Here is a 25,870-nt window from a genome sequence, read left to right as displayed (position 1 = left end):
CAAAGGGCGTGGGGGGCAGGAAACGGGGCGGGAGCAATGGCAAAGATCCTAGCCTTACCAGCTACTTCTACCTCCGGCGAACGTCGAGCGCCAGGGGTGGCCGGTCGGCAATCGCTAGGGAAAAGCGTAGCAACCAGCCAAAGTGTCAGCGCGTCATAGTGTCAGGACGTCATGAAGTGGCCGTGTAAAAGAGGGGGGATCGCAATCGCCAGACCCGTGGGGTACGGTGAAACTTCCTCGTGATCAAGCGGGGTGTGTTTCGCGATGCGTGCCCGGAGGCCAAGGAAACCGATGCGAGCCATAGTCGACGACAGCCTCCCAGGTGAGGCCGCGAAGCTGGCGGGCGGGAAGGGGAAGAATCTCCATGAGCTCTCCAGGAACGGGCTCGCCGTCCCCCGGTGGGCAGTCGTCGGGCTCGATGTGTTCCAGGAATTCATCGCCGCACTCGACGAGGCGGGACGCATCGAGGATCTGCTCGCCGAGGTCACTCCGGACAATGTGAACCGAATCTCCCGGCAGCTGGCCGAAATCATCGAGTCGGGGGAGTTGAGCGCCGCCGCCGCGGCGGTCGTCGAAGAAGCGTATGCGCATGTGGGGCGCCCCCGGGTCGCGGTGCGCTCTTCCGGTGTCGAGGAGGACGGCGCGGAGCTCTCCTTCGCCGGGCAGTTCGCCACCTTCCTCAATGTGTCCGGGCTCCCCGAAGTGACAGCGCACGTCAAGAAGTGCTGGGCCTCGGCGTTCTCCGAGCGGTCGCTGCACTACCGGCTGCGCCACGGGCTGCCGCTGCGCGACGCGGGCATCGCCGTCGTGGTGCAGGACATGGTGGACGCCGAGCGCAGCGGCGTCATGTTCACCGCCAACCCGGTGACCGGCAACCGGCGGCAGTATGTGATCAGTTCGGTGTACGGACTGGGCGAGGGCCTGGTCTCGGGCGCGGTGGACGCCGACACCGTCGTCCTCGACGGCGCCACGGGCGCGGTGGAGGACACCGTGCTCGGCGACAAGCGGGAGCGCTATCACCTCGATCCGGCGGGTTCCGGATATCTGGTCGCCGAAGTGGATCCGGCCGACCGGGAGAGGCTGTCGCTGGAGCCGAAGGACATGGCGCGGCTGCACGAGGCCGGGGCGCGCATCACGGCGGTCTTCGACACTCCGCAGGACATCGAGTGGGCGCTCGCCGACGACGCCCTGTGGATTTTACAGGCCCGCCCGATCACCGCGCTGCCGGATGCGATCCGGCCAACGGAGGATGAGTTAGGGCCGAGCGAAGGCGAACTCCGGATCTGGGACAACGCCAACATCGTCGAGAGCTTTTCCGGAATCGTTTCACCGCTGACCTACAGCTTCGCGGCCAATGTCTACGGCAGGGTCTACGAATATTACGCCCGAGGTCTCAAGGTCCCGCCCGCCGCACTGCGCGAGATCGAGGAATGGGCTCCGCATATGCTCGGCTATTTCCATGGCCGGGTGTACTACAACCTGCTGCACTGGTACCGGATGGTGCGGATCGCGCCACTGTACAAACTCAACAGGAAAGTGCTGGAGGTCGCGATCGGCGTCGAGGAGCCACTCGACGACGAAATGGCCGAGACCACCTACCCGTACACCTTCTCCTCTTCCTTGCGCGGCCGGCTGTCCCGCGCGCGGACGGTGGCCGCTTTCGTACGCCGCTTCCTCACCATGAACCGCTCTGTCGAACGTTTCATGGCCTACTTCTACAAGGCGTACGAGGAGTTCGACAACGTCGATTACGACGCGATGGAGGGCCAGGACGTCTACCGGAGATTCCGCGCCCTGGAGAAGGACCTGCTGGAGAAGTGGGGTCCGATGCAGACCCTGGACGCGACGATTCTCTGGTCCATCGGCGCACTCGCCCTGCTGAACAGAGGCTGGCTGCCCGACGCCCCCGAGTGGCTCACCTGGAGCGCCGCCAGCCCCGGCTCCCGGGTCGAGTCCATCGAACCCGCCCGTGCGCTCTCGGCCCTCGCCGCCACCGTCCGTGACGACGCCGAACTGAGCCGTCTCATCCAGGAGACCCCGGCCGCGGACACCTATCAGGCGCTGCGCGACGGCGGCCACACCGCGTTCCTCGCCTCGGTGGACGAATACGTCGCCGCGTACGGCTATCGCAGCCTCGACGAACTCAAGCTCGAAGTGCCCGATCTGCGCGAGGACCCGTCCACCCTGTTCGCCATGGTGCGGGCCGCGCTGCCCGAGGTGGACGCCCATTCCGGCGAGAAGGCCGACGCCTATCTGGACGAGCATCTGCGCGGGCCGCGCCGGATGCTCTACAACGTCGTCCGCCGCAAGGCACAGACCTCCCTGTACAACCGGGAGCGGCTGAGATTCTGCCGCACCCGCGCCTTCGGCTCGGCGAAGCGGATGCTGCGCGCCATGGGCCGCGATCTCGCCAGGATGCGGGCGATCGACCACTGGAACGATGTCTTCTTCCTGCGCCTGGAGGAGCTGCGGGGCGCGTACGAGGGCACGACGGCGCACACCGATCTGCGCGGCCTCGTGGAGCTGCGCAAGCGTCAGCGGGCCGAGGACGAGCAGCTGTCCGCGCCGTCCCGGTTCACCACCCGTGGGGCCGCCTACTGGCGGGGCAATCTGGAGCGCGCCGGCTTTGTGAAGGGCGGCGTGGCGCGCACCGGCGTCCGGGAGCTGCGCGGCACCCCGTCCTGCCCCGGTGTGGTGGAGGCCCGCGCCGTCGTCACGGACACCCCGGTGGATGTGGACGGCGGAGTCCTGGTGACCTACCGCACGGATCCGGGCTGGGTCGCCGCGCTGCCGTCCGCCTCGGCGCTCGTCATCGAGCGGGGCAGCCCGCTGACGCATGTGGCGATCGTCGCCCGTGAGCTCGGCATTCCGACCGTCGTCCAGGTCAAGGGCGCGGTCACGGAGATGGAGACCGGTATGCGGCTGAGGGTGGACGGCGGCACGGGGGCGATCACGTTCCTGGACGACGACACCCCGGCCGAATCCGCCACCGGGGCCGGACCGGACAGCGGGGCCGAGGCCGGGAAGGCGAAGGTGGCGAAGAGTGAGTGACGCACTGCTCTCCTGGCTGACGGATCCCCCTCGGACGGCCGGAGACCTCCACGGCCGGGGCATCCACCTCGCCGACGACCGAGGCGGCTGGGAGTTCCACGGCTACCCCGAACTCGCCGCCTCCGCACGGCGGGTGGCCGGATCGCTGGCGGCACAAGGGGTACGCCCCGGCGATCTGGTGTGCGTCCTCCTGCCCACCGGTTTCCCGTGTCTGTCGTCGCTCTTCGGCGTCTGGGCCGCGGGCGCCACGGTGTGCCTCGTCCCCCCGCCCGCGTTCGCCGCCGAGGCCGAGTACGTGGAGCACACGGCCGGGATCCTGCGGCAGACCGAGGCCGCCGCCACCATCACCGCCGAGGGCCTCGCCCCCCTGGCCGCCCGGGTACTGGCCGCCGCGGGCTCCGACCGCGAGCCGTGGATCTGGCGCGATGACGGCGACGAGATCCAGCCCCGTGAACCCGGCGCACTCGCCCTCCTCCAGTTCACCTCGGGCTCCAGCAGCCGGCCCCGCGGAGTCCGGGTCACCTGGGCGAACCTGGAGGCCAACCTCGCGCTGATCCGGAGCGCACTCGGCTGGCGCGCGGGCGACGCCGGGGCCTCCTGGCTGCCGCTCCACCACGACATGGGGCTCATCGGCTGTCTGCTCACCCCCGTGAGCGTGAGGGCCGATCTGTGGCTCATGCGCCCCGAGCAGTTCATCCGCGATCCCGCCCGCTGGCTGCGGTGTTTCGCCGTCGCCGCGCACACCGCCGCCCCGCCCTTCGCGTTCGAGTACGCGGCCCGGCGGCTCGGCGACCGGCTCGCGGACCTGGACCTGTCCGCGTGGCGCAACGCCATCGTCGGCGCCGAACCCATCAACCCCCGCGCGCTGGAGCACTTCGCCAGGCTCGCCGCACCCGCCGGGTTCTCCCCCTCGGTCTACCTTCCGTCGTACGGGCTCGCCGAGGCGACGCTCGCGGTGACCGTCCGTACCTCCGACGCTCCCGCGCCGACCGTGCGCGTGGACACCGGCACGCTGCGCTTCGCGGGCCCTGTCACCATCGAGGAGGAGGGCGAGTTCGCGAGCTCCGCGAAGACGCCCCCGGACGACGGCGAGGACGGCCGGCTGATCGGCTGCGGCGGCCCCGGCGACGGGGTGGGCGCCACGGTGGTCGACGACGAGGGGCGGCCCCTGCCGGACGGCCACCTCGGCGAGATCGAGGTGACGGGCCCCTCGGTGACGAGCGGCTACCACGCCGGGCGCACCGGCTCCACGCGGTTCGTCGACGGCGGCATCAGGACCGGGGACGCCGGATTCTTCCACCGCGGCGAGCTGTTCGTGCTCGGCCGGATGGGCGACAGCCTCAAGGCGCGCGGGCGCAGCGTCTACATGGAGGACCTGGAGGCGAAGGTGGTCTCGGCGACCGGGATCGCCCGCGAGAAGTGCGCGGTCGTCGGCGTCGAGGGCACCGGCGGCACCTCGGTGACGCTGTTCGCGGAGAAGGCCGAGGGCGCGTGGGTGGAGGACGCCACGCTCGTCCTGCGCGCCGCGCTCGGCGACGACGTCGCCATCACCGTCGTCACCGGCCGCAGCGGGCTGATCCGAAAGACCTCCAGCGGCAAGCCGAGACGTCGCCACATGTGGGAAGAGCTGCGAGCGGGCCGCCTCAAGGACGCGCGCGTCCTGGAGACGGCCCATGTCACGACCGGGAGGCCCGTGTGATCCTCAGCGAGGACTATCTTCAGAACCTGCTCGACAAGACCATTCCGCAGATCCACTCCGTCACCGACTGCGCCGTGGTCCTCGAGGGTTCGATCGCCGAGGGCTTCGGCAATTCCTCGTCCGACATCGACTTCCTGCTCATCTCCGACAGCGACGCCGACCTGCCCACCATGCCCTCCCTGCTGTTCCTCGACGGGCGGCGGGTCGAGGTCAGGACCCGCTCCGTGCGGCAGCTCACCGAGCAGTTCTCCGCGGTCACGGCCGACACGCGCGACCACGTGGGCACCGTCCCGGAAGATCTGCTGAACCGCTGTCAGCGCCTGCTGCGCAGCTTCCCGCTGCGCAATCCGGACCTGGTGGCGAAGGTCAAGGGGCTGATGTCCCTCGATGACTTCCAGGACACGATGCGGGAGTGGTGGGCACACCACGCACGCCAGTCGATCCGCTACGCGCTCGCCCTGCGGGAGCTCGGCCAGGAGGAAGAGGCCGCGGCATGGACCGAGGCCGGACTGATCCAGGCGGTGAAGTCCTGGGCGGCGGGGCGGGGAGAGACCTATCTGGAGCCGAAGTGGCTGCCCATGCAGCTGGACCGCATCGGTGACCAGCCGCTGTGCGACCGGTACCGGGCGCTCGCCTCGCTGGAGGCGTCGGGCCTCGGCACCGCCGAGTACATCACCGCGGGCGTCCGGCTCACGGCCGATCTGGGGGTGGCGGGCGCCGAACCCGACCCCGAGCGGATCACCGTGGCCAGGGCCGCCGGGGTGACCACCTGGCAGACCGGCGACCGGGTGCATGTCGTACGCGACAAGCAGGACGTGTTCGTCCTCGGCGACCGCGCGGCACGGGCCTGGCGTTCGGTCGTCTTCGGCCGGCCCCTGGGGAGCGTAGTGGCCGTGGCGGACGCGTCGGGAGCGCCGCAGGCGGGCCCGCAGATCGCCCAGTTCCTCCGGTTCGGCCTGGTGAAGGTGGCGTGGAAGGGCGAAGGACCGATCGTCCCCGCCATGCCACTGGCCGCCCCGTCCGGCCCCGTCACACCGCCACCGAGCATCGCGCGGCCGATCGTCACCGTGGGCGGGGCGGCGGTCGGCGGTGCGGAGGGCATCGATCTCGTGCCCATGCCCGCCCGCCGGTTCAGCGCCGCCGCGATGACCCTGGTGTGGTCCAACGTGCTGGTGGAGAACGCCCGCGAGGACCTCACCGGCGCCCTGGACCGCGAGCAGTGGAGCGTCGCCGAACTCAGCGCCCGGAGGATACTGCGGGCCGCGCTGCGCGGCGTGCTCAGCGCCTACGGAGTCAACCCGCTGCCCCCGGACTCCGAGGTCGTCCGCAGGCTGTCCCTCCTCCCGGCGGGGGCGGACACCGACGAGATCCGGGCCAAGGCCCGGCACCTCGCGACGCTCACCATCGCGTCCACGGCCCAGGGCGGCACGGCGCTCACCGCGCTGGACGACTTCGTCGCCCTGGTCCGGCACACGATCGGCGCGCACAGCTTCCCGTCCTCCTTCGACTCCTCGGACGGATGGCGGCAGACCCTGGAGATCGGCTACGACTGGCTGCGCCTCGGCGCCCACCTCGACGCGGATCTGCCCATCGACGAGGCGAGCGATCTGCTGTCCAGCGGTGGCGCGCAGCCCCATCTCGCCACCACCTGACGCTGAGGGAGGAACGTTGACGTCAAGCACCGGCACACCAGCGCTGAACGAGGACGAGACGCGGAGCAAGGTGTACGCGATCGTCGGCGCGATGGCGCCCGCGGGGGACGCCACCCTGACCGACGACACCGAGCTCTTCGCGGATCTGGCCTATGACTCGCTCCGGCTCATCGAACTGACGCTGGCGCTGGAGGAGGGCTTCGGGCTGGGGGAGCTCGCTCAGGAACGGACCGCCACGGTCACCACACTCGGCGACATCGTCCGCCTGGTGACGGAGGTACGGCGAGAGACCGAGGCACGGCGGGCGGAGGCGGGCCGATGACGGAACACTTGAGGATTCTGGTGACCGGCGCGGCCGGGCTGGTCGGCGCGGAGGTCACCGCCCGGCTGGTGGCGGCCGGGCACCAGGTCACCGCCCTGGTCCACAACCAGCCGGCGGTCATACGCAACGACGGCACCCCGCTGGAGCCGGACGCTGTCACCCGCCTGCCGGGCGATGTGACCAGGCCACGGCTCGGCCTGCCCGAGGCCGCGTACCAGGCGCTGGTCGCGGACGGCCTCGACCGGATCGTGCACTGCGCCGCGATCACCGACTTCGGCCTCCCCGACGAGGTCTACCAGGCGGTCAACGTCGACGGCACCGCCCACGTCCTGGAGCTGGCCCGCGCCGGCGGGGTGCCGCTCGTGCACGTGGGCACCGCCTATGTGTGCGGTGAGCGCGACGGGCTGATCCGCGAGACGGAGCTGGACGAGGGCCAGCGCCTCGCCAACGCCTACGAGGAGAGCAAGTTCCGGGCCGAGACCCTGGTGCACAAGGCCCAGGCCGACGGGGTGCGGGCCGCGATCGTCCGCCCCAGCATCGTCGTCGGCGACGAGCGCACCGGCGTGGTGCGCGACTACAAGAACATCTACGTCGTGCTCAAGCTGGCCACCGAGGGCAAGGTCCGCTCCATCCCCGGCCAGTACGAGGCGCGCCTCGACCTGGTGCCCGTGGACTATGTGGCGGACATCATCACCGAGGTCACCCACCGTTTCGAGGAGGCGGCGGGCCGGGCCTTCCACGCGGTGGGCGCACCGCTGACGCTGCGGGACTTCTCCGATGTGATGGCCGAGTACCCACCGTTCCACGTGCCCCGGTTCGTCCCACCGACCAGCTTCGACGCCCAGCGGCTGCCCCGCCGGGAGCGGGCGTACTACGAGCGTGTCATGACGCTCTACGAGAGCTACTTCCGGCGCCGGACGCGCTTCGACGACTCCCATACGGCGGACCTGGCCACCCGCAGGCCACCGGCGGACGGACAGGACTTCCTGCGCGCGCTGATCGACCACTGCCTGGAGACGGGCTACCTGGGCGCACCCCCGGCCGACGCCACCGAGGTGCTCGCCCGGCTGAACATGACGGGCGATGGGAGCGGAGCCGGCCGATGACCGACGACACCACGGACGGCCGGCCCTTCGGCGACGACATATCCCCGGCCCTCAGCCGCGATCCGCGCAAGCGCGTCCTCTTCGGCTCGGACACCTACTTCCTGGAGAGCGTCGAACAGCTCGCCACCCTCACCGCCGACGTCGACGGCTTCCTCCACCGGCACGCCGCGCTGCTGCTCAAGCCCGACGCCGTGGTCAGCAGGCAGTTGCCGACGGCCGTCGACTGGCTGGCCCGGGAGGGCTTCCGGATCGTGGCCGCGGAACGCACCCGGCTCACCCCCAACACCGTGCGGTCGCTGTGGTACTTCCAGTGGAACCTGGCCACGCCGGAGCGCCGTCGTCTCGCCGATCTGTTCACCGACACCTGCGATTCGGTGGTGCTCGTGGTGCGCCGGGACGCCGAGGGGGCAGGGGCTCCGCCGAGCGCGCCCGCGTCGGTCGTCCTGACCGAGCGGAAGGGCCCCACCGACCCGCGGGCCCGGGTCCCCGGCCAGCTCCGCTACGCGACCGGCCGCTACAGCTATCTCCTGAACCTCGTCCACACCCCCGACGAACCCGCCGACGTGGCGCGGGAGTTGGGCATCTACTTCGGCGCGGCGCTGCGCCGGCGGGTCTACGCCTCCGCGCTGGCGGGCGAGGACCAGTCGGCCCGAGCGCGTGAGCTCGGCGAGCGGTTGCACACCGAGGTGCCCGAGCGGGATCTCTCCTTCGAACCGGCCGCGGACCGGCTCAAGCGGGCCGTGGCGGAGGCGGAGGAATCCCTGGCCCCCGGCGCCGTCCGGGACGAGCTGCGCGCCGCCCGGCTCGCGGCCCGGAACCAGGAGGGCCACCGGCGGCTGATCGAGGCCGTCTGGCGGGCCGGGCTGCCGCTCGACGCCTGGGACACGGTGATCGTCGGCTCCCATGTCCTGCCCATGAAGCGCAAGGGGCTGGCGCCCGTGCTCGGTGGAGTCAGCGTGTCCGACTGGCAGCACCACCTGGCGCGGTCGGCGGTTCGGTAACACGGAGGGGGAAGCATGGACACGGTGGAATTCAGCCAGACGGTGCCGCGTGAGCTCGTCCATCGGCTGAGCCTGGCCGAGGTGTTCCTGACCGGTGTGCTCGCCCGGGACGAGGACACCCTCGACATCGGGGTGCAGATACCCCGCTCACACGCCTTCTACCGGGACACGGCGGGCTGCCGCCACGTCTACGACCCGATGGTCCTGGTGGAGGCCGTCCGGCAGTCGCTCCTCATGCTGGGCCACGATCTGTTCGAGAACCCGTTCGGCACCAAGTTCATCCTGCGGGACATCGCCCTGCGCGACGCGGACATCACCGCGCTCGCGGTGGGCGACGCACCCACCGAGGTGGTGCTGCGCTGCCGGATCGTGCGCCGCTTCCGTGGCCGCGAGGGGCTGAAGGGGGCGCGGCTGTCCTACACCGCGCTGATCGGTGAGCGCGTGGTGGCGACGCTGGAGGGCTCCATGTCCTGGCTGACGCCCGCCCAGTGGCAGGCGACGCGCGAGGAGGTGCGTGCCACGCTGGGGCTGCCCGGCCAGGCCACGTTCACGGCCTGTGAGCCGGGGGAGCGGATCGGGGAGGCCCTGGTCGACCGCAGGGACGCGGCGAACGTGGTCATCTCCCCGCTTGAGCTCCAACTCGCGCCCGATGGCGCTGAGATGGGGACCGCGCGGCTGCTCGTGGACACCAGCCACCCCGTGCTGTTCGACCACCCTCTGGACCATGTCCCCGGCATGCTGACCCTCGAGGCGTTCCGGCAGCTGAGCCTCGCCACCGCCGTGGAGACCGGGGCGCTGCCGTCCGCGTCGGCCGTCCTCACCGGGCTGAAGGCGCGCTTCACCGGCTTCGGCGAACTGGATCTGCCGATCACCTGCGAGAGCGTCCGGGTGGACGGCGACCGGACGAGCGCCGTTCTGCGCTGCGTCATGAAACAGGCCGGACACACCATCGCCGACGGCGAGCTGCGCCTCACCCCGGCACCCACGGAAGCGCGGCCGATATGACCGCCGCCCCCGGCACGCTCGGCCGTCCCAGGTCCGGGAGACGGTGGCGGCGTTGAGCGATGTCCTGACCGCCTCCCGCGTGCCGGCCCGGCTGGGCCGTTTCGTGCTGCGGATGTTCCGCCCGCAGATCTACGTCACCTACGGCGTGCTGTGGACCCTGACCCTGGAAGGCTCGGCCGAGGCGCTCTCCGGGCCCTCCTCGCACTGGACCCCCTCCGGGGCGACCGTGGTGCGCGCGGTGAGCGTGGTGCTGGCCCTGCTGTTCGCCCGCATGGTCGATGAGCAGAAGGACCTGGAGTACGACCGCCGGCACAACCCGGACCGGCCGCTGGTGACCGGCGCCATCACGGCGGCGGAGCTGCGCGGCGCCATGGCGCTGATCACGGTGGTCGTCGTCGTGCTCAACGCACTCGTCTCGGCCCTCTCCGTGCTGCTGATCCTGCTCGCCCTCGGCTACACGCTGTTCCTGGTCGCGCTGGAGCGCTGGTCGCCGCGGCTCGGCGAGGCCCTCATCGCCAACCTCCTCGTCAGCTACCCGGTGCAGCTGCTGCTCTCCGGCTACCTCTATGTCTCGCTGCTGACCGGCGACGCGATCGACGGTGACGGTCGGGCCGTCCCGCTGATGGCCATGTTCGCCTGCGCCTTCCTCCAGTTCGAGTTCGCGCGGAAGACCGAGTGGCGGCGGGACCCGGAGGCACGGCTGTACTCGGAGGTGCTCGGCCCGCGCGGCAGCGCCGCCGTGTGCCTCGCGCTCGCCGTGGGCGCGGTGGCACTGGGGCTGCTGCTGTTCGGGACGCGGGGCCTGCTGCCGGCGCTGAGCATCGTCTTCCCCGCGCTCGGCGCCTGGCGCTTCCTCGTGCGCAGAAAACCATCCGGGCTGATGCTCCCGGCGATGGGCTTCGTGCTCTTCTTCAACCTGCTGTGTTTCTACGGCTCCACAGCGATCGCGATCGGACGGTGAGAGAGGTGCGGCCGGTGATCATCGACAAGGTGCGGATCTTCGACGGGACGGCGGTGCTGGGCCCCGGGGCGGTGGAGTTCGCCGACGGGGTCATCACACGCGTCCTGACCGAGCCCATCGCGGCACCGGGGGCATCGGCGTCGGCCGATGTGATCGACGGAACGGGCCTGACGCTGCTGCCGGGTCTGATCGACGCGCATACGCATGTGTTCGGCGCCGAGAGCAATCTCGAACTGGCGCTGGCCTTCGGTGTGACGACCGAGCTGGACATGTTCATGGGCCCGCCGGAGCTCACCCAGGCCCTGTGCACGGCGGCGGGCGAGCGTGCCGACCTCGCCGATATGCGCAGCTCGGGGCTGGTGGCAAGCGCACCCGGAGGGCACCCCGGCCATGCCATGCCGCTGCTGCCTACGGTGGCCGGGCCCGATGAGGCCGACGCCTTCGTGGCCGCGCGACAGGCGGAGGGCGCGCACTTCATCAAGATCATCGTGGACGATGGCGCGAACCACGGGATGTCGCTGCCCGCCCTGGACCGGGCGACCGTGACGGCGCTCGCCGAAGCCGCGCGCCGCCGTGGCCTGCTCACCGTGGCTCATGTGTCCGCCGGGTGGTCCGCGCGACTCGCCCTGGACAGCGGTGTGGACATGCTGACGCACCTTCCGCTGGAAGCCGCTCTGGACGACGCGTTCGTCAGCCGGACCGCGGACGAGAATCGGGTCGCCATCCCCACCCTGGCCATGCTGGAGGCGTCCGCCCCGGAGACCTCCTCCCGGCCCCGTACCGGACGGTCGCTGTCGGCCGATCCGCGCATCGTCGGCTACCTCCCGGATCACGCCCGTACCGCGATCGCGGAAGGCCGCGAGGGCCTCTGCGTGGAGAAGGATTCCGCCGAACACCACTTCACCCACGCCCTGGCGAGCGTGGCCCGGCTGCACCGGGCAGGGGTGCCCGTGCTGGCGGGGACCGACACCAACTACCGGCCGGACCGCGCCTGCCCGGTCGTCCACGGCGCCAGTCTCCACACCGAGCTGGCCCTCCTCGTGGAGGCCGGACTGACTCCGGCGGAGGCGCTCAGGGCGGCGACCTCGGCACCCGCCGCGCACTTCGGCCTCTCCGACCGCGGGGTGATCGCGCCGGGTCGGCGCGCGGACCTCGTCCTCGTCGAGGGCGACCCCACCAAGGACATCACCCGCACCCGGTCGATCGAGGCGATCTGGCGCGGCGGCGTCCGCTTCGACCGCGAGGCGTACCGCGGGCGCACCGCCACATGAGCGGGGCGCGACACGCGCGTGAGCGCGTTCTCCCCGGAACGACACGCTCATGAACGGGAGAGACGACATGAGACACCACCACATGAAGCGGAGGACCACGTGACCGACGGACACGAGCGCCTGGCGGGAGTCAGCAGCACCGCGCTGTTCGTGGGCATCACCCGCGCGGACGAGAGCCGGCGCCCGGACCGGCTGTTCGAGGACACCCTGGCCACGCGTTTCGTCGACGCCGCGGGCCCCGAGCAGCGGGCGGTCTGGACCGAGGGGCAGGGAAGTCTGTTCACCGAGGCACTGGGCGACTACTTCGCCCTGCGCACCCGGTACTTCGACGACTACTTCATGCAGGCGTGCGCGGCGGGCTGCCGCCAGGCGGTCCTGCTCGCGGCGGGCCTGGACACCCGTGCCTTCCGTCTGCACTGGCCGGACGGGACACGCCTCTTCGAACTGGACCGGCCCGATGTGCTCGACTTCAAGGAACACGTCCTCCAGGGCGAGAAGCCGCGCTGTGAGCGCGAGGTGATCGCGGCCGACCTGCGCGAGGACTGGCCCGCGCTGCTGGCGAAGCAGGGCTTCCGCGAGGACGTGCCGACGGCCTGGCTGGTCGAGGGGATACTCGTCTACCTGCCCGAGCGCGACGCGGACCATCTGCTCGACCGGATCACCGCGCTGTCCGCGCCGGGCAGCCATCTCGGGGTGGAGCATGTCACCCGGGAGATGGTGAACACCGACCAGGCCCAGGAGGCGGCCTCCGCCTCACCGGAGGGCATCATGGGCATGCTGTCCTCCCTGTGGAAGAACGAGATGACGCAGCCTCCCGCCACCTGGCTCGCGGGCCACGGCTGGAGCGCCGCCGAAGAAGCCCTCACCGACCTGGCGGAGCGCCACGCCCGGCCCGTCCCCCCGGCGTTCGACCCGGCCCTCCCCGGCACGGGCCGCGTCCGGCTGCTGACGGCCGACCGCTGAGCGACCGCCACCCTAGGCGCTCTCCTTGACTTCAACTTGGGTTGAACTTCTACGGTCGATCCCATCGTCAATCGAGTTCACACAATGACGGAGGGACCGGCCGTGGAGTACTCCCACAGCGACGCCGAACTGATCAAGCAGCCCATCGGATACTGGAGTTGGGCGGCGTACAAGGCCGTGGTCAGCCGCATCCAGGCCGCTCTCGCCGGGATCGGCGTCACCCAGCCACAGTGGTGGGTCATCGCGCAGGTCGCACGCGCCGAAACCGTCAAGACCCGCGGTGAGGTGTCCGGCCTCCTCCGCAACTATCTCGACGCCGGTCCGGAGGTCATGGAGGCGGAGATCGACCGGGCCATCGCCCTGGGCTGGATCACCGAGGACGCCGAGGGGCGCCTGCGCATCACGGAGGAGGGCCGGGCCCTGTACGACAAGGCCGCGGCCCTCCAGGACGAGCTGTGGGCGGAGCGGCACGCGGGCATCTCCGACGAGGAGTACCTGACGACCATGAAGGTGTTGCAGCGCTTCATCCACAACACGGGTGGGCACGCCTGGCACCACTGAGCGCTCCGCGGGAAGTGCCGCGAAATGCCGTCGTGCGTCCGCGGCCGCATCGTGGCTGGTCGCCCACGCGGCGGAGCCGCATATCGACACAGCCGCGGCGGAGCCGCACATCGACACAGCCCCGCGCCCCTTCGCGTCCGCGTGGTCGTGGCGGCCTGGTGGCGATCAGTATGTGGTGGTGAGGATGTGCAGGACCTGCGTCTCATCGGGCGACAGCGGATTGTTCTTCGTCACCGCGTCCGCCACCGCCCCGGCGGCGATGGAGGGCAGCATGGCGCGGTCGGCGCCGAGCGTCCTCAGGGGGCGCTTCACCTCGACGGCGCCCGCGATCTCGCGCACCCCGTCGATGGCCGCCCGCGCCCAGTCGCCGTCGGCGGGCGGGGCGAGGCGCATGGCCCGCGCCACCTGTTCATAGGCGCCCTGTGCGGCGGGAGCGTTGAACTCCATCACCTCCTCGAGGACGGCGGCGAGGGCGACGCCGTGTGGCGTGCCGGTGTGCGCGGTCAGCGCATGGCCGATGCCGTGGACGAGCCCGAGCCCGGAGAGGGTGAGTGCCTGGCCCGCGAGATGGGCTCCCAGCATCAGTTCGGCGCGGGCGTCGAGGTCCGAGCCGTTCCGGTACGCGGCGGGCAGGGCGCGGCTGACCATGGCCACGGCCTGTGTGGCATAGGCGGTGGAGACCGGATTCGCGCCACGCGAGGCGAGCGACTCGATGCCGTGCACGAGGGCGTCGATACCGGTGGCGGCGGTGGCGGGCGCGGGCAGGCCCAGGGTGAGCTCCGGGTCGAGCAGCGCGACGCGCGGCTTCACCGACGGGTGGCCGATGTACACCTTGCGGCAGGCCGCGGTGGACTCGATGACCCCGAAGCCGTTGGTCTCGGCCCCGGTGCCGGAGGTGGTGGGGATCGCGACGAGCGGTAGCCCGTCGTCCGCCTCCCAGAGGTCGTCGGCGTCGGCGGCCACGGCGTTCGGGTTGCCGACCAGCAGGGCGATGCCCTTCGCCGCGTCGAGTACCGAGCCACCGCCGAGGGCGACGACGGCGGCGGTGCCGAACGTACGGGCCCGTGCGGCACCCGCGTCGACGTTGGCGGTGGACGGGTTGGGCGCCACTTCGTCGTAGACGGCGTACTCCAGCCCGGCGGCTTCGAGGGCCTTGAGGACCGGCTCGAGGACGCCCGCGGCGCGCAGGCCGCGGTCGGTGACGACGAAGGCGCGATCGTGGCCGGTCGCCGCGATCAGGGCGGGGAGCCGGCCGATGCGGCCGGGGCCGAACTCGATGCGGCAGGTGGGGTCGATGCTCAGCGGTGTGGGTCCGCCGGGCTCGGAAGAGGTCATGGGCGCGGCTCCTGACGTCGTGGGGCGGGGTGGCGTTCGCTCGTCGTCAGACCGCGACGGTCGCGTCCACCGGCGCGGTGGCCTGGAGGGCCAGCCGGAACTCCTGTCCGGCGAGGGCCTCGTAGAGGCGGACGGGGCTCATCTCGCCCGCGAGATCGCCGTGCTCGGTCCTGGAGCGGCGGAAGATCTGCTCGACCACCGCCGACAGTTCGGTGGGCACGCCCAGGTCGCGGCCGAGGTCGATGGCGAGGCCGAGGTCCTTGCAGGCGAGGACCATGGCGAAGGAGTCGTCGTAGTCGCCGTCGGTGAGGATGCGGATGAAGTCGTGCTCCAGGAAGTAGGACGCGGCGGAGCTCTTGAGCAGGGAATCACGCAGCAGACCGAGGTCGACGCCCGCCTTGGCGCCCATCGCGAACACCTCCGAGGTGGCCACGAGCTTGCTGAACCACAACAGGTTGAGCAGCAGCTTGACCGTGTAACCGGCGCCGAGCGGGCCGACGTGCAGGATGCGCCGCGGGTCGCCCATCGCCTCCAGCGCGGGCAGCGCGGCCCGGAAGTCGTCCTCGGCACCGCCGACGAAGATTTGCAGGGTGCCGGAGTCGGCGCCGTGCGACATCCCGCAGACGGGTGCGTCGAGCCGGCGCACCTTCCGGGCGTCCAGCACCTCGGCGGCGATCCGCTCGGCGACCGCCGGGGTCGAGGTCGACATGTCGATCCACAGGGCCCCCGGCGCCAGGGCCGCGGCGCCGCCGCCCCGCAGCAGGACGTCCTCGACGACACGCGGCGTCGGCAGGCTGGTGATCAGGAGTTCCACGCCGTCCGCGCACGCGGCGGGCGTGTCGGCCCATCCGGCGCCGAGCGCGAGATGCTCCGCGGCGGACTCGGGACGGATGTCGTGCACGGTGACCTGGTGACCCGCCTGGATCAGATGGCGGGCCATGTGGCGGCCCATGTTGCCCAGGCCGATGAAACCGATCCTCATCGTTGTCCTCGCTGTGGTGAGAAGAGAAAGTAAGGGGAGACGGGCGTGGTGGAGGTGACCCTGAACAGGGCCCGGTTCAGGCCAGGTTGACCCAGGTGGTCTTCAGCGCGGTGTACGCGTCCCAAGCGTGCAGGGACTTGTCACGGCCCGCGCCGGTGGCCTTGAAGCCGCCGAACGGGGTGATGACATCGCTGGCGTCGAAGGTGTTGATCCAGACCGTCCCGGCCCGCAGCCGCTTGGCGGCGCGGTGGGCGACGGCCACGTCACGGGTCCAGACGGAGGCGACGAGCCCGTAGTCGCTCTCGTTGGCCAGCCGGATCCCCTCGTCGGCGTCGCCGTCGTAGGACACGATGGCCAGGACCGGGCCGAAGATCTCCCGCTGGGCGAGGGCGGAAGTGTTCGCCACCCCGTCCAGGACGGTCGGTTCGACAAAGCTGCCGCCCGACTCGGTGAGGGTGCGCCCACCGCCGAACACCACGGTCGCCCCGTCCGCCACGCCACGCTCGATATGGCCGAGGACCGAGGCCAGCTGGTTCTCGTCGACCAGGGGACCCATGACGGTGGCCGGGTCGAGCGGGTCGCCCATCCGGAAGGTGTCCTCGGTGATCCGGCGCACGGCGTCCAGGAGCCGGTCCTTGACGGAGGCGTGGACCACCACGCGGGAACCGGCGTTGCAGGTCTGCCCGGCGTTGTAGAAGATACCCCATGCCACGGCCGACGCGGCGGCCTCGATATCGGCGTCCGCCAGCACGAGCTGGGGCGACTTGCCACCCGCCTCGACGGCCACCTGCTTGCCGTTGGACTCGCCGGCGTACACCTGGAAGAGCCGGGCCACCTCCACCGAGCCGGTGAAGGCGATCTTGTCGACCTCGGGGTGGCGGCCCAGCGCCTGTCCGGCGACCTCGCCACGTCCGGGGACGACGTTGAACACCCCGTCCGGCAGCCCCGCCTCGGTGGCGAGGGCGGCCAGCCGCAGGGCGGCCAGGGAGGTCTGCTCGGCGGGCTTGAGCACGACGCTGTTGCCGGTGGCCAGGGCCGGGCCCAGCTTCCAACTGGCGATGAGCAGCGCGTAGTTCCACGGGATGACCGCGCCGACGACGCCCAGGGGCTCCCGGGTGATCAGGGCGATCGCGTCCCCCGGGGTCGGCGCCACCTCGTCGTAGGTCTTGTCGATGGCCTCGGCGTACCAGGCGATGGTCTCGGCGGCCTTGTCCACGTCGATCCGCACGGACTCGGTGATGGGCTTGCCCATCTCCAGGGTGTCGAGGAGGGCCAGCTCCGCGGCGTGTCCCCGGATCAGGTCGGCCCAGCGCAGCAGGACGCGCTTGCGCTCCTTGGGCGGGAGGTCACGCCAGCGTCCGTCCTCGAAGGCGGCGCGCGCGGCGCGTACGGCACGGTCCACGTCCTCGGCACCGGCCGCCTGCACCTTGGCGAGCACCGCGCCGTCGCGCGGCGAGTGGCTGGTGAAGGTGTCGCCGGAGAGCACGTCGGTGAAGTGGCCGTCGATGAACGGCCTTGTCTCGAAGGTCAGTTGGTCGGCCGCGGCCAGCCACTGGCCGTGGTTGCGGGAGAGCAGGGCGTCGATGCCGTGCGTCATGTGATCCTCCACCGGTCGATCGCGTCTTCGTCCAGCTCGATGCCGAGGCCCGGCCGCGCGGGCACCTCGAGGTCGCCGTCGCCGCCCACCCGCACCGGGTCGGCGAGCATGAAGTCCCGGCGCTCGGGGGTCCACCCGGGCGGGTCGTAGGGGAACTCGAAGTACGGGCCGCCGCCGACTCCCGCCGCCACATGCAGATTGGCGAGCACACCGATGCCGTTGGTCCAGCTGTGCGGGGTGAAGTGGCGGTGCTTGAGCTGTGCCAGTTCCGCCAGGGTGCGGGCGCGGTGCATGCCGATCGCGAGCACCACGTCCATCTGGTAGATGTCGAGGGCGTCCTCTTCGAGGTAGCGCAGCAGCTCGGTGGGGGAGTGGTGCATCTCGCCCGCGGCGATCCGCACCCCGGGGTTCTCGGCCCGCAGGCGCTTGAAGCCCGCCACGTCGCAGTAGGGCAGCGGCTCCTCGACCCAGAACACATCGAGTTCGGCCAGCCGGGCGATGGTCTTGCGGGTGCGGGCGAGGTCGGTGGCGCCCGCGGTGTCGCCCGCCATGCGCCACGACTGGTTCAGATCCACCATGATCTCGAAGTCCGCGCCCAGCTCCTCGCGCACCGCGCGGACCGCGGCGATCCCCTCGTCCACCCGGCTGCGGTCGATGCGGATCTTCATCGCGCGGAAGCCCACCTCGCGGACCTTCAGCGCGGTGGCCACGCGCTCCTCGGGCGATTTGAGCTCACCGCAGGAGGCGTAGGCGGGCAGCTTCTTGGCCGCGTTGCCGAACAGCTCCGCCACCGGGCGGCCGTGGACCTTGCCGATGATGTCCCACAGCGCCGCCTCCAGCGGCCAGTAGTGGGCGCCGTGGAAGTTCGCGGTCTCGATGGCCTTGACATGCCGGGTGATGTCGAGCGGGTCCTCGCCGACGAACAGGTGCTTGTAGGTGTCGAAGCCGTCCATGAGGTCACCGGAGCCGATGCCGGTGATCCCCTCGTCGGTGTGGACGCGGACGATGGTGGCGTCGAAGTGGCGCCTCGGCTCGGGGTCCCAGGCGGCCCGGAACGGCGGGTCCAGCTCCAGCCGAAGCCGGTCCAGGGTGATGTCCGTGATCTTCATCGGGCGAGCGCCTCGGGGGTGGGGGCGTAGAACGGGTTGGCCGGGCCTTCCTCAGCGGTGGCGAGCACATCGGCCACGGTCGGGGTGGCGTTCACCGCGGCCCGCACCGCGCCGTACGCGGCGGAGCGCTGGTTGCGGAAGGACACATCCAGGTCGTCGACCGCCGGGTTCACCCAGATCGCGGCGATGATCAGCAGGTCGTCGGCCTCCTCGGCGGGCAGCAGACCGTCCCGGACCGCGTCCGTGACACCCTGCGCCAGACCGGCCTGGGCGGAGCCCCATGTGGCGCGCTGGTGCAGCTCACCGTCGGCGGCGGCCTTCGTCACGAACAGCGTCAGCGGCTTCACCGGGACGGAGGGCCGCACGATCGTCAGGAACGGGACGTGTCCGGCGCTGGGCGTGGCCAGCGCCGTGGCCCAGGCCGTCTCGACGGGTCCGCCCTTGCGTCCGATCACGACGTTCGTGTGCGCGGCGTTGGCACCCTCCCCGACGAAGGACTCGCCGATCAGGGCGGTCGGGGCAAAAGGCGATGGCATGGGATCTCCTGGATCTCCGGGAGCGGGGAATCGGCGGACCGCCGGGATGAACCTCGCATTCACCGCAGTTCATCCGGTCCGATGCGGCGAATCTAGAACCGCCGCCACCCCCTCGCAAGGCACCGGCTCGAATCGAAATGCCGGTTGCTCTCCCGACAACCCGGCGGCTGACCTGGGGGTTCCCAGATGCGCGCCCTTAGGATGGCGCGCGTGACCAACCTCCCCCCTCGCGGCACCGACGGCCCCGAGGACCCGGCCGATCCGCACGGCGCGGGCCCCCGGCCCGACTCCTCCGGCCCCGGAGACACCACCGCCCCGCGCGGCCACGGGCTGCGCCGTGACATCGACCTGCTGGAGGCGCTCGCCTCCGACGAGGCCCAGAACGCCGGCGGACTCGGCGTGGTGCGCCTGGCGCAGTTGGTGGGCCGGGAGAAGACCCAGGTCTCGCGGGCCCTCAAGGCCCTGGCCGCGGCGGGGATCGTGGAGCGGGACCCCGACACCCTGGAGTACCGGCTGGGCTGGCGGCTCTTCTCGCTGGTCGCGCGGACCTCGCAGAACCGGCTGGTGCGCATGGCCGAGCCGGTGATGCACGCGCTGTCGGCGGACGTGGAGGAGACCAGCCATCTGTGTGTCCTGAGCGACCGCGAGGTGCTCACCCTGCTCTCGGTCTCCGGACACTCCTTCCGCGTCCACGGCTGGGAGGGGCGCGGAGTGCCCGCGTGGCAGACCTCGGCCGGGCGTGTGCTGCTGGCCGATGCCACACCCGATGAGCTGTACGTCCGCTTCGGCATCACCTCCACGCCGCCGATTCCCGAGCTGTGGGCGTTGATCCAGCAGGCGTCGCGCCAGGGGTACGCGAGGGTCAGCGAGGAGTTCGAGGCCGGTCTGGTCGGGGTCTCGGCGCCCGTGCGCGACTTCCGGGGACGGGTCGTGGCGGCGATCAACATCTCGGCGCCCAAGTCCCGGCTCGGCGACCGCCTGGACCAGGCGGGCCGCACCACCGCCAAGGCGGCGGCACGCGTCTCCGCCCTGCTGGGCTGGGAGCCGCGGCACACCCCGTTCCCCCGGGCACGGCTCACCTGAGGACGTCCCAGCCGGGTGGCCGCCCCGCCCGTCCCCTCCCCTTCGTGTGCGGTGAGTTGCCCTGACAGCAACCACCATTGCGATCCGAGAAGCGGCCTTGTCGGCCGTATGACGCGCTCGTAAATTCACCGCGAACCGGACCAGCCCTCGTTCGGAACGGAGAAAAGAGCAGCTCATGAACCTCCCCGGCATAGAAACCCTCGTCAAGGCGCCGTTCGCCGAAGGCGATGTGTTCATCGCCGGCCGCTGGTGCGCGGCCGAGGACGGACGGACGTTTCCCGTGCATGACCCGGCCACCGCGGAGCCGATCCGCGAGGTGTCCGCGGCGGGCCCGGGCGACGCCGTGGCGGCGGTCGACGCGGCCCAGGAGGCCGCCGCCGGATGGCGGGCGACGCCACCGCGCCGTCGCTCGGAGGTGCTGCACACCGCCTTCGCCCTGATGCGCGAACACACCGACACCCTCGCCCGCCTGATCGTCCTGGAAAACGGCAAGGCGTACCGGGACGCGGTGGCCGAGGTCGGTTACGCGGCGGAGTTCTTCCGCTGGTTCGCCGAGGAGGCGGTGCGGATCGGCTCCTCGTTCGGCGACGCACCCGGTGGCGGCTTCCGGCACGTCGTACGCAGGCACCCGGTGGGCGTCACCGCCTTCGTCACCCCCTGGAACTTCCCGGCCGCGATGGCCACCCGGAAGATCGCCCCGGCGCTCGCCGCCGGCTGCCCTGTACTCCTCAAACCGGCCCCCGACACCCCGCTCACCGCCCTCGCGATCGCCGCCCTGCTGAGCGAGGCGGGCCTGCCCGACGGGCTGCTGAACGTGCTGCCCACCGACCGCGCGCCCGAGGTGGTCTCGGTCTGGCTGCGCGACGAGCGGGTCCGCAAGTTCTCCTTCACCGGCTCCACCGCCACCGGCCGGAAACTCCTGGAGCAGGCGGCGGCGAACGTCGTCAACGTGACCATGGAACTGGGCGGCAACGCCCCCTTCATCGTCTGCGAGGACGCCGACGTCGACGCCGCGGTGCGCGGTGCGATGGACGCCAAGATGCGGGGCGGTGGCGAGGTCTGCATCGCCGCCAACCGGTTCTACGTCCACCAGTCCGTGGCCGCCGAGTTCACCGAGAAGTTCGCGGCGGCCATGACCGCGGTACGCGCCGGAGCGGGTCTGGAGGAGGGCGTCACCCTCGGCCCCATGATCAACCGGACCGCCGTGGAGTCCATCCGGTCCCTGGTCGACGACGCGGTCGGGCGTGGCGCGAAGGTCGCCGCGCGGGGCCGCGTGCCCGAGGGCCCCGGCTGCTACCATCCGGCGACCGTCCTGGTGGACGTCCCCGAGGACGCCCGGATCATGAACGAGGAGGTCTTCGGGCCGGTCGCGCCCCTCGCCACCTTCACCGACGAGGACGAGCTGGTGGCCCGCGCCAACGCGACGGTGCACGGTCTCGCCTCGTACATCTACTCGCGCGACGTGGCCCGGGCCCTGCGCATCTCCGAACGTCTGGAGAGTGGCATGGTCGGCCTCAACCGTGGCCTGCTCTCCGACCCGGCGGCGCCCTTCGGCGGCGTCAAGCAGTCGGGTCTGGGCCGGGAGGGCGGCCGCGAGGGCATCGAGGCGTTCCTGGAGACGCAGTACATCGCCCTCGACTGGCCGACCGGCTGACTTCCCCTTCCCCTCCCCGCCACCGCTTCCCCCTTCCCCGTCCCCAGTAAGGACCCGCGCATGGCAACGACGCCTGTGACCGAGCACAACGAGCCCAGCACACCGCCGGGCGCACCCGCCACCGAACGCGAACGGAAGCGGCTGCACACCAAGCTGAAGCTGGCCACCCAGATCGGTCAGGGGATCGACGGCTACATCATCGGCGGCATCGGCCTGGCGATGGGGGCGATCACCGACGACCTCCATCTGACCTCCGTGGAACAGGGGCTGGTCGGTGCCGCACCGCTGATCGGCATCTTCGTCGGAGGACCGCTCTTCGGCCGGCTGGCCGACCGGTTCGGACGCCGGCCGGTGTTCCTCATCGACATGCTGATCTTCCTGGTCGGCTCGGTGCTCCAGTTCTTCGTCGCGGACGGCACACAGCTCTTCCTCATCCGGCTGGTGATGGGGGTGGCGATCGGCGGCGAGTACGCGATCGGCGCGCCGCTGCTGTCGGAGTACGCGGGCCGGCGTGGCCGCGGACGGCTGCTGGCGAGCCTGGAGATCAGCTGGTACCTGGGGTACGCGCTGGCCACGGTCGTGGGGGCGCTGTTCACCTCCGTCGACGGCGGCTGGCGCTGGTCCCTGGCGAGCAGTGCGGTGATCGCGCTGGTGTGTGTGGCCCTGCGCGGTGGCATCCCCGAGTCCGCGCGCTGGCTGCTGAGCCAGGGGCGCCGGGACGAGGCGGAGGCGCTGATCGAGAAGTACGGCATCGAGGTGGATGTCGCCGCGGAACTCGACGAGCGCGACGAAGTGCGGCGGGACGGGTTCCGCGCGCTCTTCAGCCGGCAGCACATCCGCTCCACGGTGTTCGCCAGCGTCTTCTGGGCCGCCCTCGTGCTGCCGTACTTCGCCATCGGCACCTTCTGGACGGATGTCTTCGAGGCTCTGCACATGGGGGACAACGCGGTGGCGGCGCTGCTCGTCTACTCCTTCACCGCCGTGGCCGGTGTCACCGCGGGATGCCTGGTCGTGGAGCGGATCGGCCGCCGCAGGCTGCTGATCCCGCCGTTCTGGATCACGGCCGGGTGCCTGGCCCTGGTGGCGGTGTGGCCGTCCTCCACGCCCGTCATCGTCACCGGCTTCCTGTTCTTCATCTTCCTCAACGCCGCCTCCTCCGCGCTGACCGCGGTCTATCCGCTGGAGGTGTTCCCCACATCCCTGCGCACCACGGGTGTCGGCTTCGCCACGGCCATGAGCCGGGTGGGTGCCGCGATCGGTACGTTCCTGCTGCCCATGGGGCTCGACCACTTCGGGGCGGAGTTCGTGCTCCTGGTCGGCGCCGGAGTGCTGGTGGTCGGCGCCGTCGTGTCACAGTTCCTGGCACCGGAGACCACCGACCTGGACCTGGCCCGCGCGGCGCGCACGGCCCGCGAAGGGGCGTAGCGGCATATGCCGGCCCGCCCGGTGTGCGGATCGCGCACACCGGGCGGGCAGATATATGCAAGGTTTGTCGCTCGGAACGGATTCTTCCGCGCTGATTCGTGCCACACTGAACGTAGGCCCTCGCCGTTCCCCCGTCGGTGAGGGCCGTTTCCTTTGGGCCCCCGCGGGCCCCCCATGGACCGAATACCCGGCGCAGCGACGCCGAGGAGCCGAACCCGGCCTGCCGCGCCACCTCCTCACCCGCAGGCAGGCGGTGGCCAGTTGTGACGCCAGTTCCCAGTGCAGGAACCATTACGACGGCTTGTTCTCCTCCACCCAGCGGAAGAAGGCGATCTGCCGGGACATGAGGGTGATCAGCTCATACGCGGTGTGCGAGGCGGCCACCGAGGTGATCTCGGCGTGGTCGTACGCCGGGGCGACCTCGACCAGGTCGGCGGAGACCAGATAGCAATCGGCGAGCCCGCGCACGATCTCCAGCAGCTCCCGCGACGTGAGGCCGCCCGCCTCGGGGGTGCCGGTGCCCGGGGCGTGTGCGGGATCCAGGACGTCGATGTCCACGGAGATGTACAGCGGCCGATTGCCGATGCGCTCCTTGAGCTGCTGCACCACCTCGTCCACCCCACGTCGCATCACATCGGCCGCGGTGACGATCCCGAAGCCCAGCTTGGTGTCCTCGTCGAGGTCTTCCTTGCTGTACAGCGAGCCGCGGGTGCCGACGTGGGAGAGCGCTGAGGTGTCGAGGAGGCCCTCCTCGACCGCGCGGCGGAACGGGGTCCCATGGGTGTACTGGGCGCCGAAGTGGGAGTCCCAGGTGTCCAGGTGTGCGTCGAAGTGCAGCAGTGCCACCGGGCCGTGGCGGCGGGCCACCGAGCGCAGGAGTGGGAGCGCGATGGTGTGGTCGCCGCCCAGGGTCATCAACTGCGCGCCCGTGGACAGCAGAGCGTCCGCGCCCGCCTCGATGTTCTCGACGGCCTCGTCGATGTTGTGCGGATTGGCGGTGATGTCACCGGCGTCGGCGACCTGGGCGTAGTGAAACGGGTACACGTCCATGGCCGGGTTGTAGGGGCGCAGCTGGCGCGACGCCTCCCGGACGGCGTTCGCCCCGAAGCGGGCCCCGGGCCGGTAGGAGACACCGGCGTCGAACGGCACCCCGACCACGGCGATGTCCGCGGTGTCGACCTGGTCCAGGCGGGGGACGCGGCCGAACGTGGCTGGGCCCGTGAAGTGCAAGGTGGCGTCGGTCTCCTGGGGCGGGACGGGCCTGCTGGCGTCGGGAGGGTTCGCGGTCATGGTCGGTGCCGGATCCTTCATCTGTGTGGGGGGAGTACAGCTGCGTGGGGGAGTGCGTCTGTGGGGGAGTTGAGCTGTGGGCGAGTGCCGGCCCGTGGGAGGCCGTGGTGCGTGGACGATCAGCGAGGTTCCGTGCCCATGACACGTGGCGCATACGCCAGGAGCCAGCCAGGCGGTCGGGGTTTCTCGGATCCGAGAAACCCGTTCCGTGAACGCCTTGGTCAGTGGGCCTTCATCGTTCCGCCATATGGCGAAGACGTCTGCGACGGCCGCTCACTGCGCGCCGTCCGTTCCGTGGGCGTGGGGCGCGTGGGGTGCGTGGGATGCATGAGTTGCGTGGGGCGCGTGGCCCGCCACCGCCGCCGTGAGCCGTGCCGCGCCCTGTTGCAGGATGTCCCGCACATGATCCACTTCATGACGGTGGTAGTGGCGCCGCCATGTGCTGCTGACGGCCGCTATCGGCCGCTCGTTGTGGTCGAACGCCGGCACCCCTATCGACCGGAGCCCCTCGGAGACCAGCTCGACCTCCTCCGACCAGCCGCGCTCACGGTCCCGCGCCAGCAGGCTCCGCAGCTCCGCCAGCGACCGGGGCCCTCTGCCGGTGCGGGTGACGAGATCTCCCGGCCGTGGGAAGACCGCCCGGAGGTGCGCCTCGCCGGAGTGAGCCAGGATCGCACGGCCGTTGGCCGTCAGATGGGCCGGCAGCCGGACACCGACGTCGGTGACGGGCGTGGCATCGGTGTACCCGGGATGGCCCCTCGGTGGCCGCTCCTTGAGGAGGTAGACCGTCTCGGCGCCGTAGAGGATGCCCAGGTGCACCGGCTGGCCGAGCCGGTTCGACAGGTTGCGCAGAATGGGGCGGGCGAGTCGCTTCAGGGGCTCGTGCCGCGAGTAGGCGGAGCCGATTTCGAAGGACGCCACGCCCAGACCGTATGCCTGCTCCTCCGGGACATAGGTGACAAACCCGCGGTCAACCAGGACCGCGAGGATGTGGTAGAGCGAAGACCGGGGCATCCCCAGGTCTCTGGCCAGCGCCGATGCCCGAACCGGCCCCGAGCGGCCGGCGAGGTGCAGCAGGACATCCAGCGCCCGCCCCACGGCCGGCGAGGCACTTGATGCCGTCCGGCGTTCACTCACGTCTCACATCCTTGTGGTCCCCCGCCGCCACAGGCGGCCGCCCTTCCGCGTGGCACGACGCAGCCGGCCGGGCAACTGCTGGCCCGTGCACGTACCTTGGTCGTGTCCGATCGTAGAACCGGGCAACGAA

The 25,870-nt window shown here is 71.2% G+C and carries 21 protein-coding genes; 14 read left to right on the top strand and 7 right to left on the bottom strand.

The features are described 5' to 3' along the window. Positions 1-291: 291 nt before the first annotated feature. The 11 genes from ACT2CW_RS19980 to ACT2CW_RS19930 all read left to right on the top strand — a co-directional run bounded on the left by ACT2CW_RS19980 (position 292) and on the right by ACT2CW_RS19930 (position 13,592). Positions 292-3,051, top strand: coding sequence for a phosphoenolpyruvate synthase (locus ACT2CW_RS19980; RefSeq protein WP_445517627.1), 2,760 nt, complete (start codon positions 292-294; stop codon positions 3,049-3,051). Further along, on the top strand, positions 3,044-4,750 hold the full coding sequence (locus ACT2CW_RS19975) for an AMP-binding protein (RefSeq protein ID WP_445517626.1): 1,707 nt from the start codon (positions 3,044-3,046) through the stop codon (positions 4,748-4,750). The genes ACT2CW_RS19980 and ACT2CW_RS19975 overlap by 8 nt, the downstream gene beginning before the upstream one ends. After that, positions 4,747-6,402, top strand: coding sequence for a hypothetical protein (locus ACT2CW_RS19970; RefSeq protein WP_445517625.1), 1,656 nt, complete (start codon positions 4,747-4,749; stop codon positions 6,400-6,402). Before ACT2CW_RS19975 ends, ACT2CW_RS19970 begins: the two co-directional genes overlap by 4 nt. A gap of 16 nt (positions 6,403-6,418) precedes the next feature. After that, on the top strand, positions 6,419-6,724 hold the full coding sequence (locus ACT2CW_RS19965; protein WP_164422503.1) for a phosphopantetheine-binding protein: 306 nt from the start codon (positions 6,419-6,421) through the stop codon (positions 6,722-6,724). Further along, complete coding sequence (locus tag ACT2CW_RS19960; protein ID WP_445517624.1) at positions 6,721-7,830, top strand: SDR family oxidoreductase; 1,110 nt, start codon at positions 6,721-6,723, stop codon at positions 7,828-7,830. The genes ACT2CW_RS19965 and ACT2CW_RS19960 overlap by 4 nt, the downstream gene beginning before the upstream one ends. Beyond that, on the top strand, positions 7,827-8,831 hold the full coding sequence (locus ACT2CW_RS19955; RefSeq protein WP_445517623.1) for a nucleoside-diphosphate kinase: 1,005 nt from the start codon (positions 7,827-7,829) through the stop codon (positions 8,829-8,831). The genes ACT2CW_RS19960 and ACT2CW_RS19955 overlap by 4 nt, the downstream gene beginning before the upstream one ends. Before the next feature lie 15 nt (positions 8,832-8,846). Next, entirely contained in the window at positions 8,847-9,836 is a 990-nt protein-coding gene (locus tag ACT2CW_RS19950) for a ScbA/BarX family gamma-butyrolactone biosynthesis protein (protein ID WP_164422508.1), read from the top strand. 52 nt (positions 9,837-9,888) lie between these two features. After that, complete coding sequence (locus tag ACT2CW_RS19945) at positions 9,889-10,797, top strand: UbiA family prenyltransferase (protein WP_164422510.1); 909 nt, start codon at positions 9,889-9,891, stop codon at positions 10,795-10,797. A 5-nt stretch (positions 10,798-10,802) separates the two neighbouring features. Continuing rightward, a complete protein-coding gene (locus tag ACT2CW_RS19940) occupies positions 10,803-12,068 on the top strand; it encodes an amidohydrolase family protein (protein WP_445517742.1) in 1,266 nt (421 codons plus the stop codon). A gap of 99 nt (positions 12,069-12,167) precedes the next feature. Further along, a complete protein-coding gene (locus ACT2CW_RS19935) occupies positions 12,168-13,031 on the top strand; it encodes an SAM-dependent methyltransferase (protein WP_164422513.1) in 864 nt (287 codons plus the stop codon). Positions 13,032-13,133: 102 nt separating this feature from the next. Next, on the top strand, positions 13,134-13,592 hold the full coding sequence (locus tag ACT2CW_RS19930) for a MarR family winged helix-turn-helix transcriptional regulator (RefSeq protein ID WP_138913397.1): 459 nt from the start codon (positions 13,134-13,136) through the stop codon (positions 13,590-13,592). A gap of 165 nt (positions 13,593-13,757) precedes the next feature. On the opposite strand, the gene ACT2CW_RS19925 is transcribed toward ACT2CW_RS19930, so the two are convergent. From ACT2CW_RS19925 to fae, 5 genes are all read right to left on the bottom strand, one after another. Next, complete coding sequence (locus tag ACT2CW_RS19925) at positions 13,758-14,927, bottom strand: iron-containing alcohol dehydrogenase family protein (protein ID WP_445517622.1); 1,170 nt, start codon at positions 14,925-14,927, stop codon at positions 13,758-13,760. A gap of 46 nt (positions 14,928-14,973) precedes the next feature. Further along, positions 14,974-15,909, bottom strand: coding sequence for an NAD(P)-dependent oxidoreductase (locus ACT2CW_RS19920; RefSeq protein ID WP_445517621.1), 936 nt, complete (start codon positions 15,907-15,909; stop codon positions 14,974-14,976). 76 nt (positions 15,910-15,985) lie between these two features. Beyond that, positions 15,986-17,506, bottom strand: a complete 1,521-nt coding sequence (locus ACT2CW_RS19915; protein ID WP_445517620.1) for an aldehyde dehydrogenase — start codon at positions 17,504-17,506, stop codon at positions 15,986-15,988. Continuing rightward, positions 17,503-18,615 (bottom strand): mandelate racemase/muconate lactonizing enzyme family protein, encoded by a 1,113-nt coding sequence (locus tag ACT2CW_RS19910; protein ID WP_445517619.1) that lies wholly within the window; start codon positions 18,613-18,615, stop codon positions 17,503-17,505. The genes ACT2CW_RS19915 and ACT2CW_RS19910 overlap by 4 nt, the downstream gene beginning before the upstream one ends. After that, entirely contained in the window at positions 18,612-19,151 is a 540-nt protein-coding gene (gene fae, locus ACT2CW_RS19905) for a formaldehyde-activating enzyme (protein WP_445517618.1), read from the bottom strand. The genes ACT2CW_RS19910 and fae overlap by 4 nt, the downstream gene beginning before the upstream one ends. Before the next feature lie 210 nt (positions 19,152-19,361). Here fae and ACT2CW_RS19900 point away from each other — a divergent pair, with 210 nt between their 5' ends. The 3 genes from ACT2CW_RS19900 (at position 19,362) to ACT2CW_RS19890 (ending at position 23,313) form a co-directional block, all read left to right on the top strand. Then, a complete protein-coding gene (locus tag ACT2CW_RS19900) occupies positions 19,362-20,234 on the top strand; it encodes an IclR family transcriptional regulator (protein WP_445517617.1) in 873 nt (290 codons plus the stop codon). A 175-nt stretch (positions 20,235-20,409) separates the two neighbouring features. Beyond that, positions 20,410-21,888 (top strand): NAD-dependent succinate-semialdehyde dehydrogenase, encoded by a 1,479-nt coding sequence (locus ACT2CW_RS19895; protein ID WP_445517616.1) that lies wholly within the window; start codon positions 20,410-20,412, stop codon positions 21,886-21,888. A 60-nt stretch (positions 21,889-21,948) separates the two neighbouring features. After that, a complete protein-coding gene (locus tag ACT2CW_RS19890) occupies positions 21,949-23,313 on the top strand; it encodes an MFS transporter (RefSeq protein ID WP_138910388.1) in 1,365 nt (454 codons plus the stop codon). Positions 23,314-23,604: 291 nt separating this feature from the next. On the opposite strand, the gene speB is transcribed toward ACT2CW_RS19890, so the two are convergent. Both speB and ACT2CW_RS19880 read right to left on the bottom strand, forming a co-directional pair. Continuing rightward, on the bottom strand, positions 23,605-24,603 hold the full coding sequence (speB, locus tag ACT2CW_RS19885) for an agmatinase (RefSeq protein ID WP_445517615.1): 999 nt from the start codon (positions 24,601-24,603) through the stop codon (positions 23,605-23,607). Positions 24,604-24,876: 273 nt separating this feature from the next. After that, entirely contained in the window at positions 24,877-25,740 is an 864-nt protein-coding gene (locus tag ACT2CW_RS19880) for an IclR family transcriptional regulator (protein ID WP_445517614.1), read from the bottom strand. Positions 25,741-25,870: the final 130 nt, after the last annotated feature.

The organism is Streptomyces sp. NEAU-174 (assembly GCF_052665095.1).
The sequence above is the reverse complement of the archived record's forward strand: the minus strand, read 5'-3'. Positions and strand labels throughout refer to the sequence as shown.

Coding starts and splice junctions, on each gene's coding strand:
- ACT2CW_RS19980 (WP_445517627.1), top strand. CDS start 292: ATGCGAGCCATAGTCGACGACAGCCTCCCAGGTGAGGCCGCGAAGCTG.
- ACT2CW_RS19960 (WP_445517624.1), top strand. CDS start 6,721: ATGACGGAACACTTGAGGATTCTGGTGACCGGCGCGGCCGGGCTGGTC.
- ACT2CW_RS19955 (WP_445517623.1), top strand. CDS start 7,827: ATGACCGACGACACCACGGACGGCCGGCCCTTCGGCGACGACATATCC.
- ACT2CW_RS19950 (WP_164422508.1), top strand. CDS start 8,847: ATGGACACGGTGGAATTCAGCCAGACGGTGCCGCGTGAGCTCGTCCAT.
- ACT2CW_RS19925 (WP_445517622.1), bottom strand. CDS start 14,927: ATGACCTCTTCCGAGCCCGGCGGACCCACACCGCTGAGCATCGACCCC.
- ACT2CW_RS19920 (WP_445517621.1), bottom strand. CDS start 15,909: ATGAGGATCGGTTTCATCGGCCTGGGCAACATGGGCCGCCACATGGCC.
- ACT2CW_RS19915 (WP_445517620.1), bottom strand. CDS start 17,506: ATGACGCACGGCATCGACGCCCTGCTCTCCCGCAACCACGGCCAGTGG.
- ACT2CW_RS19910 (WP_445517619.1), bottom strand. CDS start 18,615: ATGAAGATCACGGACATCACCCTGGACCGGCTTCGGCTGGAGCTGGAC.
- fae (WP_445517618.1), bottom strand. CDS start 19,151: ATGCCATCGCCTTTTGCCCCGACCGCCCTGATCGGCGAGTCCTTCGTC.
- ACT2CW_RS19895 (WP_445517616.1), top strand. CDS start 20,410: ATGAACCTCCCCGGCATAGAAACCCTCGTCAAGGCGCCGTTCGCCGAA.
- ACT2CW_RS19890 (WP_138910388.1), top strand. CDS start 21,949: ATGGCAACGACGCCTGTGACCGAGCACAACGAGCCCAGCACACCGCCG.
- speB (WP_445517615.1), bottom strand. CDS start 24,603: ATGACCGCGAACCCTCCCGACGCCAGCAGGCCCGTCCCGCCCCAGGAG.